Origin of the sequence: Flavobacterium sp. (genome assembly GCF_046293665.1) — a bacterium.
In the GTDB taxonomy this organism is placed as follows: domain Bacteria; phylum Bacteroidota; class Bacteroidia; order Flavobacteriales; family Flavobacteriaceae; genus Flavobacterium.
Map to the genome: position 1 here is coordinate 1 of NZ_JBKBOL010000009.1, position 17315 is coordinate 17315.

Genomic DNA, 17315 nt, shown 5'->3' on the forward strand with positions numbered 1-17315 from the left:
GGATACTGAGGGCGGATTGGCCTTTAGCTGTGAGGAGTTTATCATTAATAATGTACAAGTAATAGATTACCCACATTACTTTACTCCGAATGGTGATGGTATTCATGATACATGGAATGTGAGAGGATTGGAGAGCTTCTCCGGGATGACTAAGATTTACATCTTTGACCGTTACGGAAAATTACTGAAACAAATTAGTTCAGCAGGCGATGGATGGGATGGAACCTACAACGGACAACTGTTACCTTCAACCGATTACTGGTTTACGGTGGATTATCCGGAGCAAGGCGGCATGAAGCAATTTAAAGCGCACTTTACGTTGAAGCGATAAGTCGAATAAAAGAATAGAAATTAAAAACACCCGTGCTATAATTGTGCGGGTGTTTTTTTATGTAGTATGGTGGTGGGTTTCTCTAGTTGATTGTATCGAGGTAGTGATGATGAGGATTGTTGAAAAGTGGTTTAGGGTGGGAGAAGTATCGAAGCGGATGGGAGAAGTATCAGAGTGGATGGCAAAAGTATCAAAGTGGACGCGAGAAGTATCAAAGCGGATGGGAGAAGTATCAGAGTGGATGGGAGAAGTATTAAAGTGGACGGGAGAAGTATCGAAGCGAATGGGAGAAGTATCAAAGCGGACGGGAGAAGTATTAAAGCGGAGGGGAGAAGTATTAAAGAGGAAGCCAAAACTATCGTTTTGGCTTCTCGTAAAGGTATTATGTTAACGGATTATTAGAGTGCTTTGAATTCGATACTATTTATTTGTTTATAACTAGGACTGGCGGCTCCGAAAATACTTTTGGCGTATTTTTTTATGTCTTTTGAGAGTTGTACTAGCCCTGATGTAGGGTTATAGAATTCGTCGTTACGGGCATTTAAGGATTGGTTGTAATCAAAAGTGGCTACATCAACTCTTTGGTTTTTTAGTATCATCTCTGCCAATTTTGATTGCAACGTTGCTACTGAGAGTGTGGTTTCGTTTGGACTATAGATTGGTTTTGTTTCTACGAATTGGATAAAGTTGGTAAAGAAATTGATTTTGCTGTCATAAGACTGTTGCGAATTTGACACTTGTAATGGTGTGGGATTTTCGGGTGTTGGTGTTGCTTTTTTTTGTTTAGCCCCTTGGATTTTTTTGTTGATGGTTTGCAAGTCGCTTACATCAAGATCGGTAGCTCCCGAGACTGCGAAGGCATTTGTTACTTGTGTGCATAATACTTCAAGACCTTTGAAAGCTTCTATGCGTTCATTTATTGCCGTGTTTAGAATTGATTTTTGTAATGCGGTGGTGTTGAGTTTTTGTTGGGCCAAGAGTAGTTTGGCTTGGAGTTGTGGTACTTGGATGGCGGTGTTTACAGGGTTGTAGATTGCACCGTGACCAAGGCATGCAGTGATTAATGTTTCGAAATTGGCGACATTGATAGCATGTCCGGTTTCTGAGGTACTTTGTGTAGTTTCCATAATTTCCTATTTTTAAATTGGTTGTGAATTATTTCACACAAAAGCACTTACAAACCCCTTGCCATTATATGCATGCATAGTATTAAATGTTTGTTAAAGGATTTTTGAGATATGTGCTGAGAGGTTGTGAGGCGTTGATTTTGTTGAGCAACGTGTTGAAGTCTGTTGTTGCCAATATATCATCCCTACAGGATTTTGAGTAAGGGTATAGCCCATTTTTGTTAAAGTTTTGAGTTTTTGAAAATCGTTAATTTAAATATGGTATAGTCTTACAAATGATTTTTTATATATTTGAGGCTCAAACTATTTTTATGAAAAAACTTTACACTCTATTGGTTTTATTGTTTGCTATTTCTACCGCAAATTCGCAAATTGTAAATATTCCTGATGCTAATTTTAAGGCGAAGTTATTGCAGTCAAGTGCAATAGCGGATATTGCATATAATTCAATAGGAACCAAAATAAAAATAGATCAGAATGATAATGGAGATATTGAAATAAGTGAAGCTTTAGAGGTATACCGATTGAATTTAAATTTTGGTACAATATCAAATTTGGAAGGTATAGCAAGTTTTGCAAATTTGAGGTATCTATATTGTAATAATAATCAAATCTTGGAATTGAATTTAAGTAGTTTGATTAATCTCAGGGAATTGGAATGTTATTCAAATCAACTTGTTTCGATTAATGTTAGTGGACTGACAAACCTTCAAATAATAAATTGTCTTAACAATTCTATTACTTCCCTAGATCTCAGTGGATTGACAAGCCTTTATTCAGTTAGATGTAGTCAAAACCAACTTACTTCTCTAAACCTTTCCGGATTGATTAATCTACAGCAATTGTTTTGTGAACAAAACCTACTTACGTCACTTGACGTTAATGATTCTATTTATTTAACCATACTTTATTGTATGGATAACCAACTTACTACCATAGATGTTAGTGAGTTGCGAATTTTGTATACTCTATATTGTCAAGGAAATCAACTAACATCCTTATTTATAAAGAATGGTGCTATCGAATCGTCTTTAGTTTTTGGTTTAAACCCTAATATTCAGTACATCTGTGCAGATGAAGATCAGGTAACTGCTATCCAAAATTTAATTGGATTGTATGGGTATAGTAATTGTCATGTAACTACTTATTGTAGCTTTACACCAGGTGGTATATTTTACAATGTAAATGGGAGTCATAAGTTTGACATTGACAATAATGGCTGTGATAATAATGATATTATTATCCCCAACCAGAGATTTTCAGTTACTAATGGTACAACTTCGGGGACAGTAATTAGTAATCTGTCCGGAGACTTCACTATACCTGTTTCTTCTGGTACATTTACGATTACCCCAATTCTTGAAAATTCGGATTATTTTACTATTTCTCCGAGTTCAATTACAGTAACATTTCCGGATACTGCAAGTCCTTTTACTCAAAATTTTTGCTTAAGTTCAAGTAGCAATCTTAACGATTTGGAAGTTGTTTTGTTTCCGATATCACCTGCAAGACCCGGATTTGACGCTGTTTATAAAGTAGTTTGTAAAAACAAAGGCAATCAGGTACAATCTGGTTCAGTTACTTTAGAATTTGAAGATGATTATATTGATTTGGTTTCTGCTAACCCAATTTATACGAATCAAAATACAGGCATTTTATCTTGGGATATAATAAATCTGCAACCTTTTGAAACCAGACAAATTACGGTTACATTTAATATTAATTCGCCAACTGAAACGCCTTCGGTAAATAATGGAGATCAACTCGATTTTTCTTCCACAATTAATCCCATTATTGGAGATGAGAATCCTCAAGACAATGTAAGTGCTTTGAAGCAAATAGTGGTTGGTTCATACGATCCTAATGACAAAACTTGTTTGGAAGGAACAACAATAACGCCAGGCATGGTTGGGCAATATGTTCATTATATCATTCGTTTTGAGAACACCGGAACTTTTGCAGCAGAGAACATTGTGGTAGCTGATGTTATTGATGTTACTAAGTTTGACCTCCCAACCTTAATCCCGCAAAGTAGCAGTCACAATTTTGTGACGAGAATTAATAATACCACAAATAAAGTAGAATTTATCTTTGAAAACATAAATCTTCCTTTCGATGATGCCAATAATGATGGTTATGTAGCGTTTAAAATTAAAACGAAGCCTACGTTGGTGGTTGGTAATACATTTAGTAATAGTGCCAGCATTTATTTTGATTATAACTTCCCGATTATTACAGATACTTATACTACTACTGTTCAGGCATTGGGTAATCAGGATTTTGAGTTTAACAGTGTATTTAGTTTGTCGCCTGTGCCTACAAAAGATATATTAACCATTACTGCGAAAGAAAGTTTGGTAATGAGTTCGGTAAGTATTTATAACACACTTGGGCAATTGGTTCAAGTGGCTACTAGTCCTGATGAAACGATTGATGTTTCGGGGTTGCCAAGTGGCAGTTATTTTATTAAGATTGTTAGTGATAGAGGTAGTGCTACCGGGAAATTTATAAAAGAATAAAGTTTTTTGAAATTTATATATAAAACACCTGTACTGAAATCGTACAGGTTTTTTTTGATAGAAAATCGGTTCGTGTTTATAGCCCCGATAATAGTGGAAATCCTTTTTATTGCTTTGAAGGAAAGCCCTTCGACTGCACTCAGGGTGACAAAGCAATAAAAAGATTGTAGCGGAAAGCGGGAGCAGTAGTGAAAGAAAACAAAATGGTCTGCTTCTAAAAAAAAAACGCCGCAATTTCTTGAAGCTTTTTTGTGGAGTCGCCGAGTGTGGCTTCGCCCAACTCTGTTATTCCAAAATTGCAAATGCAATTTTCAGCCTTTACAAGGCTGACGGCTTAAAATAAAAAAATCCAATCAAGTGAACTTGTTGGATTTTTTTATTTTAAGCCGCAATAAAACTGCGCTTGGTGTGGAGTCGGGGAGAGTCGAACTCCCGTCCAAACAAGCAACTAAAGAGCTTTCTACACGTTTAGTCTTTGATTGGGTTTTCGACAGTAGGCTATGCCAAAGACAGCGGCCTAATGCTTAGCTCTATCAGTGTCAGAAAGGATTCAGAACATTACCTTTCCTAGGTTTACTTTTACGGTTCCCCTGAGCCAGACGCCATAAACCAGGGCTTCTGAGGAGAATCCAGCTTCCCGATCTTATCGGGACTTGGCAAATCTTACTTTAATTCAGATTATGCAGCTAAAGCGTAGTTATTTTCGCCGTTTATAAGTTCGTACCCTTGGATTTACGAGCAAAAGGTACCATGCTCGACGTGCTTACTGTTCAATTCGACTTGCTGTCAAAACCAGTCGACCCCATTTTGAATTATGAATTATCAAAGTGCAAAGATAGGCTATTTTGTTGCTTTAGCAAAAGGTGTTTTAGTGAAAATTATTCGTCATTATCATCATTCAATTTGAATGGATAATCGCCAAAAAGAGCGGCTAATCTTTTAGATTGATACGTTTTCTTGGTAAATTTATTAGAAAGCGCAATAATGGTTACTTTTTCTTTTCTCAGATTGATGAAAGTAGATGTGTTACCATGCCACCAGCCATTATGGAAGTAGAAAGGCTCGCCTTTTTCATACTCGACCATTCGGATGCCTAGACCATAGTTTTTTAGTCCTTTGCTCTCGTAGCTGTAACCTTGGTAGGTTTTTTTTATCAATTCTTTGTTGAGGAAGAAAGGCGCGTAGCGTGCGGTGTCAAACTTTAACAAATCTCTTGGCGTGGAATAAATGTTTTTGTCGCCGTAAATTCCGTCTAAATAATCGGTTCCTATTTCTACATTGTTGCCTTTATAGGAGGGAACTATGTTTTCTCTGTCTTTTTCGAAATCGCACACATAAGTATTGGTCATGCCTAGCGGTGTAAAAATCATTTCTTTCATGGCTTCGGGATATTTTAATCCGGTCGCTTTTTCGATGATGAGTGCCAACATGGCATAATTGGTATTGCAATAGCTAAAACGGGTATCAGTTTTGGTTTCCAAAGGGATCTTTTTTTCGATCATAACCTTAACAATATCCTCGTTGGTTAAGATTTTTTTCTTGTCCCAGTTGCTTTTTTCATAAGTGAAATAAGCATAATTTTTCATGCCGCTTCGATGGTTTAAAAGTGTTTGAACCGTTACTTCAGGATAAGGAAAGCTGTCTATTAGTGTAGCTACTTTTTGGTCGAGCTTTATTTTTTCAGCATCAACTAACATCAAAATAGCGGTAGCAGTCAAAACCTTACTTACCGAAGCTATATGTAATGGTGTTTCTTTGGTTATCTTTTCATCGGTTCGTTTATTAGCGTAACCCATATAGTTTTCATAGATGATTTGGCCGTTCTTGGCTACTAAAAAACTTACGTTGTCATTCTTTTCAGACCAAGTTTTTTCAAAAAAAAGAGCAGTGCCATATTTTTTGTCATCCATAAATGACTTGGAAAGTTTTGGTAATGCTTCTTGAAGTGGTTGCATTATTGGAATGCCATTCTCATTAATTTTAACAATACCTTCTTCAGTTTTCTCTTGTTTAGAACAGGAAGCTGTAATTAAAAGTAACGAATAACAGAGTAGTATATAATGGGATTTTTTGAATTTCATTTTTGAGACTTATAGAAACACAAATATAATTATTCAAGTTAGGTGTATGGTTAATATTTTGCAAAGCTTTCAACAGGTTTTTCACAATTTATATTTTTCAGAAAAAGTTTTGAAAACGTTTTCGTTACAACTACTTTTGGGCACAAAATAAAAGAGAATGAAATTCGGAATTATCAAAGAAAGAAAAAGTCCACCTGACAGAAGAGTTGTTTTTACACCGGAAGAATTGGTAAGATTGCAACAAGAACATCCTGATGCTATAGTGAAAGTAGAAAGCTCTGATATCAGGGTTTTTACCGATGAGGAATATAAAAAAAGGGGTATTGAAGTAACAGCTGATATTTCTGATTGTGATGTTTTCTTTGGGGTTAAAGAAATTCCGGTTGATTATTTGATTCCGAATAAGAAGTATTTTTTCTTTTCTCATACTATAAAAAAGCAAGTGCACAATCGTAAGTTGTTGCAAGCTATATTAGAAAAAAATATTGAGTTGTACGATCATGAAACAATCGTTGATGCCAACAATAGACGACTAATAGGTTTCGGACGTTATGCCGGAATTGTTGGTGCATACAATGGTTTTAGAGCTTTTGGAATTAAATATGAATTGTTTACTTTGCCCAAGGCTGAAACCTTAAATGGTAAAGAAGATTTAATCGTTCGTTTGAAAAGACAAACCTTGCCTAATATCAAAATTGTTTTAACCGGTCACGGGAAAGTCGGTATGGGTGCGAAAGAGATTCTCGACGGCATGAAAATCAAACAAGTTTCTGTTGATGATTTTTTGAATAAAGTCTATTCACAACCGGTTTACACTCAAATTGATGTTTTAGATTATAACAAACGCATTGACGGACAAGTGTTAGATAACAATGATTTTTATAAGAATCCACAAGAATACACTTCCAATTTTGAACGTTTTACCAAAGTAGCGGATATTTTTATGGCCGGTCATTTTCATGGGAATAACGCACCGGATATTTTAACACAAGACATGTTGAAAGCTGCGGATTGTAAAATCAAAGTCGTTGCAGATATATCTTGCGATGTTGACGGACCGATTGCTTGTACCATTAAAGCCTCGACTATTGCCGAGCCATTTTTTGGTTATTTACCCTTTGAAAATAAAGAAGTTTCGTTTACGCATCCTGGTTCGATTATGGTAATGTCTGTAGACAATTTACCTTGTGAATTGCCTAAAGATGCCAGCGAAGGTTTTGGTGAAATGTTTATGGAACATGTCATCCCGGCGTTTTTTAACGGTGATAAAGACGGTATTTTACAACGCGCTAAAATCACTGAAAATGGCAAACTAACATCACGATTTGCTTATTTGCAAGACTACGTAGATGGAAATTAATTTAGGATTAGTATCAAAAGGCGTAAGTTTTTTTATTTTTGGGTATTAATCTGCCCAAAGTGAAAAATAAAATTGCCTTTTTCTTTTTACTGCTCTGTTCATTTGTCAATGCTCAGGAGTTGCTTCCGTTTGTGGAAAACTTTACCAAAAGTAATTATAACGGAGATAATCAAGTTTGGAGCGTAACCCAAGGCAATGATAATGCTTTTTATTTTGCGAATAATCACTATTTACTTCGTTTCAACGGCGTTCGATGGGAAAAATACAGTTTACCCAACAAAACCATTATTAGGTCTGTCTTTTCTGATGGAGATAAAATTTATTCAGGTTCTTATAACGAGTTTGGCTTTTGGAAAAGACATAATGGTATTCTAAAATACACGTCACTCTCTAAAGGCAAAAATTACTTTACTGGCTCGTCAATTAATGAGGAAATTTGGAAAATTTTTAAGCATAACAACAAAATATACTTCCAGTCATTTAATGAGCTTTATGTTTTAGAAAACGGAAAGACAAAAAAAATCAGGATTCCTTTTCAGATTTCGTATTGTTTTTTAGTGGAGAATAAAATCTACGCAGCTTCGGTAAAAGACGGTGTATTTCTTTTTGAAAACAATGATTTCAAGAAGATTGAAAAGTGGAATTTACTGGAAGAAAACATCATCCATGCTATTGATAAGGCCAAAGGTAAAATGTTTTTTTTTACACAAAAGAACGGTGTTTATGTTGAAGAAAATAACACTTTAAAGCCATGGATGCATCCGTTAAACGAATTGCTGAAAAGGGAAATTATCATTACAGCCAAAGCCATTTCTAATGATAGATTGGTCATTGGGACTGCTTTTCAAGGGGTTTACGTAATTGATCTAAACAATAATAGCTACAATAATATTTGTCGAAAAAATGCTTTGAAGAACAACTCGATTTTAAGCATTGGCTTAGACAAAGAAAACGATTTGTGGCTCGGACTCGACAATGGAATTTCCCATATCGAAATCAATTCGCCGTATAAGATATTTTCAGACAATACCGGAATATTGGGCTCGGTTTATACTTTGGCACCATTAAATGACGGATTGCTTTTGGGTTCTAATCACGGAGTTTTTAAGTACCAAAATAAGACTTTAACTTTATTATCCAATTCGCAAGGACAAGTTTGGGATATTTTGAAAGTAGGCGATAAATATCTTATTGGTCATAACGATGGAACATATATCTATCAAAATGATGTATTGTTTAAGGCCAATGAAATTAGTGGCGGATGGAAGTTTTTGAAGAGTAATTTCCACGATAATTTTTTTCTGGCTAATTATTCAGGCATCGTGATTTATGAAAATCCGGTTGATTTTAAAACTTATAAATACTTTTCAAACCTTACTAAACCAATCAAAAACATAGTTCAGAATAAGCCAAATGAACTCTGGGCAGTGGATAATTACAGAAGTTTATACCGAATACTTTTTGACGATGATTTTGTGGTCAAAAAAATTGAAAATATTACTCAGAAAAATAAAATTCTCAATGATTATGGGGTTAAAATGGTCAATTTTAATAACGAAGTATTGTTTTATATTAATGCCAAATGGTATGCATATAACGCTATTTCGGATAAATTGGAACTTAATGCGTATTTCAATAAATCGTTTTCTAATATTTCCGAATTAATTCCAATCGATAATGAGAATTTTGTTATTCTGAAGGACAAATCGCTTTATGTGATCAATAGGGTTAATGATAAATTTGTTTGGCGACTGATTCCGGAGAAATATTATGAAGGAAAAATTATCAATCAAGACACTAAAGTCTTTAAAACCAACGGCCAGTATTTATTGAACCTCGATGATGGTTTTTTTGCGTTTAAACTCCAAAAGACGAAGCCCAAACCAAACAACAAAAGTGTAAAATTAGAGGCTTTTGTAGATGGCATTTTTACTGAAAAAGCGGCCACTATAGGTTATAATAAGTCGATTAACTTAGATGTCATTTCAGAATATTATGGGTATAACAAGCAGGAACTTTTTTATTCCCTTGACGATGCAAAAAATCACAGTTCTTTAAAGAATTCCAATATTGAACTAAGTAATTTATCCAGCGGAAGTCATGAATTAATTGTCTATTATAATGACGGTGAGCATTATATTCAATTGGCTTCATTTAATTTTAATGTTGAAAGACCTTGGTATATTTCTCTTTGGATGATATTAATTTATTTGTCTATTATAAGCGGTGCTTTTTATCTTTATTATAAATGGAATAAAATCCGCTACATCGAGAAATTGAAGTTGAAGGAAGAAGAATTAAAACATCAAAAAGAAATTCTTCACTTAGAGATGGAAGCACAGAATAAGTTAAAATTACAGGAGTATGAAAAACACATATTAGAGGTTCAAATTCAAGCCAAAGCGTCAGAAGTTGCCGGAAAATCATTGTCAATTGCTAAGCAATCAGAAATGATTGAGAGTATTCAAAAGGCATTAGAATCTGAAAATGACATCAGTAATTTAAAAAACAGCATTAAAAAATCAATTAAGATTAATGCCATTAATAAAAATGAATGGGAAAGCTTTGAAAAAAACTTACTCCAAAGCAACGAAGAATTTGTGCAAAGATTGTCTAAAAAGTATCCAATCCTGACTCCTAAAGACATTAAGCTTTGCATTTACCTTAAAATGAATCTTTCTTCTAAAGAAATTGCTCCGTTAATGAATATTTCTTTCAGAGGTGTTGAGCTTCATCGTTACCGATTGAGAAAAAAATTAAGACTTTCTTCGGATGACAGTTTATCTAAGTTTATGATAAATACATAATTTTATCAATTTTATTGCCAATAATTTAATTTTATTTCAAGTATATTATCAATTATTAACTCATCAATGCTACATCATTACTGATTAGTATCGATGAGTTTTTTATTGCTAAAACTTATTTTAAATCATTGAAAATAAGTTATTTATATTTTTTATTTTTTATAAAGATGTAGCAATGTAGTAAATTTACGCCACAACTATAACGATTTAGTTCACTATATTTACTAAAACAAAATCAAATATCACAAAATGAAAATTTTCTTAGCTTATTTTCTGGTGTTAACTTTTGCCAGTGTGTCACATGCTCAAGAAGTAAAAGGTAAAGTAATAGATGAAAATGGTTTACCGCTTCCCGGAGTTAATGTTACTGTAAAGGGCAAAAGTGCTAGTACTTCAACCGATTTTGATGGTTATTTTTCTTTAAAAACCGAATTAAATGATTTACTAGAATTTTCAATGATAGGTTTTGAAACTATCACCATTAAAGCCCAATCAAACATGACGGTTACTCTTAAAGAAAGTAATCAGTTACTAAAAGAGGTTGTAGTAGTAGGTTACGGAACCAAAAAAGCGGGTTCTATTACAGGATCTGTGTCACAAATAAAGGCAACTGATATTGTAAAAACACCTTCGCAATCTGCTATTCAAGCCATTCAAGGTAGAGCAGCAGGTGTAAATATTGTTACCAATGATGAGCCGGGAGCCAATCCTTCGATAAGAATCAGAGGTTTAGGAACCGTTTTAGGAGGAAGAGATCCTTTATATTTAATTGATGGTGTGGAAGCTACCGGATTAAACGGATTGAACCCAAATGAGATAGCCACTATTGATATTTTAAAAGATGCTTCTTCTTTAGCTATATACGGTCAAAAAGCGGCCAATGGAGCCGTTATTGTTACTACTAAAAAAGGAAAACAAGGGAAAATAAAGGTTCAATTTGATTCTTATTACGGTCAAAAGTTTATCCAAAAGAAAGTTGAAATGGCCGACTCATATCGTTTTGCTTATTACAATAATGTCGCTGCAGGCTCTTCCACTTATTATAGTTTTGAGCAACCCTATAACACCGATTGGTTAAATGAAGTTACAAATACCGGTGAAGTGATGAGTAATTATGTTTCTTTTTCAGGAGGTAACGAAAACGCTAGTTATTATTTTGGAGCTACAAATTATAAAGAAAAAGGGATTTTAATTGGGACAGAATACGAACGTAACAATGTCAACTCAAGAAACGAATTCAAAATATTTGATGATAGAGTAAAAATTTCTCAAAATTTTAATTTAGCTATTGCAAACAATACACCAAAACCTGTAAGTGCTTTTACAAATGCATACAAACAATCTCCAATTGTTCCAGTTTTTTTTCCAAATGGACGATGGGGTGTGCCATTGCGAAACCCTACAACCGGTTTAATAGACATTAATGGTAGCGACCGCTTTAACAATGTAGCTAACCCGGTTGCACAGCTTCATTATTTCAATGAAAGAAGTAAAAATATTGTAATGTCAGGTTCGGTAGCTGCCGAAATTGCTTTGTTGAAAGAATTAAAATACACTTCCAATTTTGGTGCGACATACGCTTTAAATAAAGGCTATAATTTTTCTTCAAACGCTGATATCTATTTATCCCAAAATGCTACTCAAACCCTCCAAGATTATGAGAATAGTTTTGGTAATAACCCAATAAAATACAATACACTTCAACAGTATAAAAGCGATGATTATATGTGGAATTGGGATAATTATTTAACATATAAAAAAGCTTTTAACAAACATGATATTAGTATTGTTGTCGGTATGTCAAGGACTACAAGAAATAATGTCGAGTTTTTATCAGGTACTCGTTTTAATGTTCCTGAAAGTTCCAATTATTGGTATTTAGACCTGTCTTCTTTTAATGCTGAAACATCACCAGGTTCTGTAGTTTCTAATAACCATTCAACTCCAATTGTTTCCATAGCCTATTTTGGAAGAGCAGAATATGAATATGATAATAAATATTTATTATCTGCTTCTATCAGAAGAGAAGGTATCAGTTCATTTCAAGATGTGAAAAAATGGGGTTACTTTCCGGCGGTTTCTGCCGGTTGGGTGATTTCTAATGAGTCTTTTTTAGAAAAAGTGAAGTTTGTTAATTATCTTAAATTAAGAGCCGGTTATGGTGAGGTTGGTAATGCTAACTCTTTAAATGCCTTGAATATTCCTGTTTTTGCCGCTGGTTATAATTATGCTTTTGGAGATAACCAAACTATTTTCCCCGGAAGTAATCAGCCTTATCAAGTTGATCCAAATCTCACATGGGAAACTATGAGAGAATTTGATTTCGGACTTGATTTTAAGGTGTTGAACAACAAACTTTCTGGTTCTATTGATGTTTACGACAGAACATCTTCAGATGTGATTCTTCCGGTATCATTGCCTTCGGTTTTATCTCCTGGGGAAGTGACTGTAAACACCGGAGAAGTTAACAATAAAGGAATTGAGATTTCTTTGAGGTGGGATAGTGAAATTAACGATAATCTGAAATATTGGGTTTCAGGAAATTTTTCGCATAACAAAAACGAGTTGACAAAAGTCAATAACGCCTACTTTTCAAGATTAATTGGAGGTGGTTTAGGTAATGGAGAATATACTAAACAAGTATTAGTTGGACAACCTTTAGGTAGTTTCTATGTGTATGATGTGCTCGGTATTAATGGTGACGGAGCTTTTATATATAGTGATGAAAGGGTTGTTGCCGGTTCTTATTTACCAACTTACACCTACGGATTAAGTTTAGGTGGAAGTTATAGAAATTTTGATTTCTCTGTTGATACTTATGGTGTTGGGGGCAATAAAGTTTATAACGGGAAAAAAGCACAACGTTTTGGAGGAGAGAATATCGAATACAGTTACTTAGACAGTTTTTGGACGCCATCAACGCCCAATGCAACTAATCCAAAACCTTATAATGAAATACCAAGACCTTCTACATATTTTCTTGAAGACGGTTCTTTTTTGAGAATAAATAATATTACCATTGGTTATACAATACCAAAATTTTATAGCAAAATTGAAAAAGTGAGAGTCTATATCACTGCAGTTAATCCTTTTGTTTTTACCAAGTATACCGGTTACTCACCTGAAGTTGTTGGCGGTGATAATGCTAATCCTCTTGGTGGAGCTGGAATTGAATTGGATGCATATCCAACTAATAAAACATTTTTGTTTGGTCTTAATGTAAGTCTTTAAAATACTATGAAAATGATTTGTAACATAAAATTTAAAACAGCCATATTGCTATTGTTCACTTTGATTTTCTTTTCGTGTGAAGACGATTTGAATGTTGAACCCAGTAATGCTTTGACAGAGATTGATTTTCTTAATGATCCTAACAATGCCGTTCAACTAGTTAACGGGGTTTACAATAAGCAATTAGATTACAACATGTATGCATTTTCATGGATTGGAATTACCAGTATTGTTTCTGATGATGCTGATAAAGGTTCAACCCTTACTGATACAGGAGTTGATAAAGGAAGACTTGATAATTTGACTTTTGGTCCGACAGACATTTCATTTAATGATGTTTGGATAGGTCGCTATGACGGAATATATCGTGCCAATAATGCTTTGTTTTATTTAGAACAATTGTCTATTGAAGAAAGCCTCAAAAACAGATTAATAGGTGAAGTAAAATTCCTCAGAGCACTATGTTATTTTGATCTGGTTCGTTGTTTTGGTGGCGTACCTTTGGTAATTACAAAAATCGATATTAATGATACTGCGCAAATCAATGAAGTGGTCTTTGTCAGAAAATCAAAAACAGAAACCTATGCACAAATCGAAACAGATTTGTTAGATGCTATTGACAAGTTACCTTTAAAAGGAGCTTATGCACCCAATGATAAAGGAAGAGCATCAAAAGGAGCGGCACAAGCTTTATTGGCAAAAGCCTACTTATACCAAGAAAAGTGGCAACAATCATTTGACATGAGCGGTAACGTAATGAGTTCAGCCCAATACAGTTTGATGACCAATTACGCAGATGTTTGGAAGGAAATTGGCGAAAATGGGTCCGAATCAATCTATGAAGTGCAAGCTACACTAACAAAAGGTTTACAAGATTATACCAATGTTCAAGGACCGAGAGGAACTCCTGATTTAGGTTGGGGTTTTAATACGCCTTCATTATCGTTAGCCAACTCTTTTGAACCCGGAGATGTTAGAAGAAGTAGTTCAATCATCTTTGTTCCTTCAGTACTTTGGGATGGATTTGTTGCACCAACAACTTGGACCAATCCAAGATACAATTACAAATCCTATCAAAGCAGTATTGCAGAATCTTGGAATGGCGACCGTACACAAACTGCTAAAAACCTCAGGATTTTAAAATATAGTGACATTTTGTTAATTCGAGCAGAAGCAGCCTATCATCTTGGGTTGAATTCAGAAGCTACAGATAGGATTAATGATTTAAGAACCAGAGCCGGTTTAGCTATAGTAAATTCAGTTACGCTTTCTGATATTTTAAAAGAAAGAAGAGCCGAAATGGCAATGGAACACGATCGTTGGTTCGATTTAATCAGAACCGGTCAAGCACCAACCGCTATGGCTGCCGATGGAAAAACATTTATTGTTGGAACGCATGAATTATTTCCAATTCCACAAAATCAAATAATTACAAGCGGAGGCTTACTAACTCAAAATCCAGGATATTAAAATTAATTTAACTTAAACCATTTTTTTTATGAAAACGAACAAAATTTTTATTTCAGCATTTGCTCTAACCATTGCATTTGGATCATTAACAAGTTGTAGTAGTGATAGTGATAGTTCACTACCACCTATTGGAGGTTATGACAATGCAGGGGAAGTCGGAGCAACAGATTTGATTGCCTATTGGCCTTTGAATGGCAATGGCAAAGAAAGTATTTCAAATACTTCTCCTTCAACTACAGTAGGAGCATCTTATGAAGATGGAATTAAAGGACAGGGCGCAAAACTGACAAATGGTTATATGAAATATCCTTCTATAACAGCTTTGACAGGAACACTGAATGCATATACCATTAGTGCATGGGCAAAACTTAAAAACAATCAGACGCCTACAACAGGTTCTGTCTCAGTGATTTTATCATTAAGTCGTCCTAACGAATGGGAAGGGAATTTAAACATGTATGCTGAAACTGGACAAAGACCAGCTGTAGAAGAAAATGGAGCGGTGAACGATTCTATCGTTTTTAAAAGCGGTTTTAGAACAACAGCTTCTGATGGTCAAGCCTATGAAAATCTATTGCACTTAGAGCCTTGGATGATAGCTGACAATTTAGTAACACCTGGTAAGCATGTTGCTCGTCCTATTGCTGTTGGCGGTACATGGGCTCATGTTGTTGCTACATGGGATGGAGCAACTAATAAATTTATTATTTATATTAATGGAGTTAAATCTTCAAATCCAGCGTTTGAAATTAGAGGCTCAAATACTTCAATTATTTTTGATTCTCCTACTTCACCAATAATTGGTGCATTTGGAAACGTTGATACTACAGCAGATACTTGGAATAAACCAATGACAGGTAGCTTAGACGAAATCAGAGTGTGGAAAAAAGCTTTATCAGCTTCAGATGTCAACTCATTGTATGAGTTAGAATTGGCTGGTAGATAATTTATGTAAATTTTAAAAAGTCTGGCGGTTCACTGCCAGACTTTTTAATTCAAAATTTAATCCTCTCATCATCAATCATGAAATACATTTCCAAAATGCTTATCCTTTTACCTCTTTTGCTACTTTTTGGCTCTTGCTCTAAAGATTCCTCTACGCAAACAGAAGAACCTATTGTATTGTCCGATGAAGAGATTCTTAACTTAGCCCAAAAAGATGCTTTTAAATACTTCTGGGATTATGCTGAAACCAATTCAAAATTAGCCCGAGAAAGATACCATACTGATGAACCGTTCGTTGATGAACATCTTGTGACCACAGGTGGTTCAGGATTTGGATTAATGACAATTCTGGTAGGTATTGAACGCGGTTTTGTCACAAGAAGTGAAGCAGTATCCCGATTAAATACCGCACTTGCATTTCTTGAAAGTGCCGATAGATTTCACGGGGCTTGGCCACATTGGATAAATGGAAATAACGGAGACGTTGTCCCTTTTGGTACAGTGGATAATGGCGGTGATATAGTTGAAACTTCTTTTCTTTGCCAAGGATTAATTTGTATCAGAGAGTATTTCAAAAATGGTAATGCAGAGGAACAAGCCTTAGCCTTAAAAGCGGATAATTTATGGAAAGGTGTTGATTGGAATTGGTACACAAAAGGAGAAAATGTCATGTATTGGCATTGGTCACCTAACTACGAATGGCAATTGAATTTTAAATTGGAAGGCTATAATGAGTGTTTAATCACTTATATCATGGGTGCAGCATCTCCAACACATCCGATTCCATCCGCCGCTTATCATGAGGGTTGGGCCAGAAGTGGAAATATTGTCAGCCCGGGAACTAGTTTCAATATCCCGAAAGTATTCAATTATAATGGAACTTCTACCGTTGGACCTATGTTTTGGTCGCATTATTCCTATTTGGGTCTAGATCCAAGAGGTTTGACCGATCAGTATGCTAATTATTGGACACTGACTCAAAATCATACCAAAATTATGAACGCATATTGTATAGCAAATCCGTTATCATGGAATGGTTACAGTGAAGATTGTTGGGGCTTAACAGCCAGCTATTCTCGTAATGCTAATGGTACAACAGGCTATTCAGCACACCAACCTAACAATGACAGAGGTGTGATTTCGCCAACAGCAGCCTTATCATCTTTTCCTTATACACCTGAAGAATCAATGAAAGCATTGCGTTTTTTTTATGAAAACGAAGATTGGAAAGATAGATTAATAGGAGTTGCAGGACCTTATGATGCTTTTTCGCCTCATCACGATTGGGTAACCAAACGATACTTAGCCATTGACCAAGGAACTATTGCGCCAATGATTGAAAATTACAGAACCGGATTCCTTTGGAACTTATTCATGCAAGCACCGGAAATTCAGACCGGATTACAGAATTTAGGATTTGCATCAGCACAACACGGATTTTAAG

General features: G+C 34.9%; 11 protein-coding genes and 1 other RNA gene. 9 read left to right on the plus strand and 3 right to left on the minus strand.

Annotation, left to right across the window (positions count from 1 at the left end):
* Positions 1–331 (plus strand): T9SS type B sorting domain-containing protein (locus ACK4R1_RS12115; RefSeq protein WP_409687309.1); only part of this gene is annotated, 331 nt, incomplete at its 5' end.
* Positions 332–526: 195 nt separating this feature from the next.
* Positions 527–733 carry a hypothetical protein gene (locus ACK4R1_RS12120; protein ID WP_409687312.1) on the plus strand — a complete coding sequence of 69 codons (207 nt, stop codon included), beginning with the start codon at positions 527–529 and terminating at the stop codon, positions 731–733.
* On the opposite strand, the gene ACK4R1_RS12125 is transcribed toward ACK4R1_RS12120, so the two are convergent.
* Entirely contained in the window at positions 730–1458 is a 729-nt protein-coding gene (locus ACK4R1_RS12125) for a hypothetical protein (RefSeq protein ID WP_409687315.1), read from the minus strand. The two genes, ACK4R1_RS12120 and ACK4R1_RS12125, sit on opposite strands and share 4 nt — an antisense overlap.
* Before the next feature lie 311 nt (positions 1459–1769).
* Between ACK4R1_RS12125 and ACK4R1_RS12130 the strand changes: the two genes are divergently transcribed.
* Positions 1770–3977, plus strand: coding sequence for a T9SS type A sorting domain-containing protein (locus ACK4R1_RS12130; RefSeq protein ID WP_409687317.1), 2208 nt, complete (start codon positions 1770–1772; stop codon positions 3975–3977).
* A 406-nt stretch (positions 3978–4383) separates the two neighbouring features.
* Here ACK4R1_RS12130 and ssrA read toward each other — a convergent pair.
* Positions 4384–4781: a transfer-messenger RNA gene (gene ssrA / locus ACK4R1_RS12135) on the minus strand.
* Between the two features lie 74 nt (positions 4782–4855).
* Entirely contained in the window at positions 4856–6058 is a 1203-nt protein-coding gene (locus ACK4R1_RS12140; RefSeq protein ID WP_409687319.1) for a serine hydrolase domain-containing protein, read from the minus strand.
* 157 nt (positions 6059–6215) lie between these two features.
* On the opposite strand from ACK4R1_RS12140, the gene ACK4R1_RS12145 reads away from it, so the two are divergent.
* The 6 genes from ACK4R1_RS12145 (at position 6216) to ACK4R1_RS12170 (ending at position 17314) form a co-directional block, all read left to right on the plus strand.
* Positions 6216–7418: an NAD(P)-dependent oxidoreductase gene (locus ACK4R1_RS12145; RefSeq protein WP_409687321.1), complete on the plus strand. Its 1203-nt coding sequence runs from the start codon at positions 6216–6218 to the stop codon at positions 7416–7418.
* A gap of 59 nt (positions 7419–7477) precedes the next feature.
* Positions 7478–10225, plus strand: a complete 2748-nt coding sequence (locus tag ACK4R1_RS12150; RefSeq protein WP_409687324.1) for a histidine kinase — start codon at positions 7478–7480, stop codon at positions 10223–10225.
* A gap of 249 nt (positions 10226–10474) precedes the next feature.
* Positions 10475–13456, plus strand: coding sequence for a SusC/RagA family TonB-linked outer membrane protein (locus tag ACK4R1_RS12155; RefSeq protein WP_409687327.1), 2982 nt, complete (start codon positions 10475–10477; stop codon positions 13454–13456).
* Positions 13457–13468: 12 nt separating this feature from the next.
* Positions 13469–14926, plus strand: a complete 1458-nt coding sequence (locus tag ACK4R1_RS12160) for a RagB/SusD family nutrient uptake outer membrane protein (RefSeq protein WP_409687330.1) — start codon at positions 13469–13471, stop codon at positions 14924–14926.
* A 28-nt stretch (positions 14927–14954) separates the two neighbouring features.
* Positions 14955–15872 carry a LamG-like jellyroll fold domain-containing protein gene (locus ACK4R1_RS12165; RefSeq protein WP_409687333.1) on the plus strand — a complete coding sequence of 306 codons (918 nt, stop codon included), beginning with the start codon at positions 14955–14957 and terminating at the stop codon, positions 15870–15872.
* Between the two features lie 77 nt (positions 15873–15949).
* Positions 15950–17314 (plus strand): glucoamylase family protein, encoded by a 1365-nt coding sequence (locus ACK4R1_RS12170; RefSeq protein WP_409687336.1) that lies wholly within the window; start codon positions 15950–15952, stop codon positions 17312–17314.
* Position 17315 lies beyond the last annotated feature (1 nt).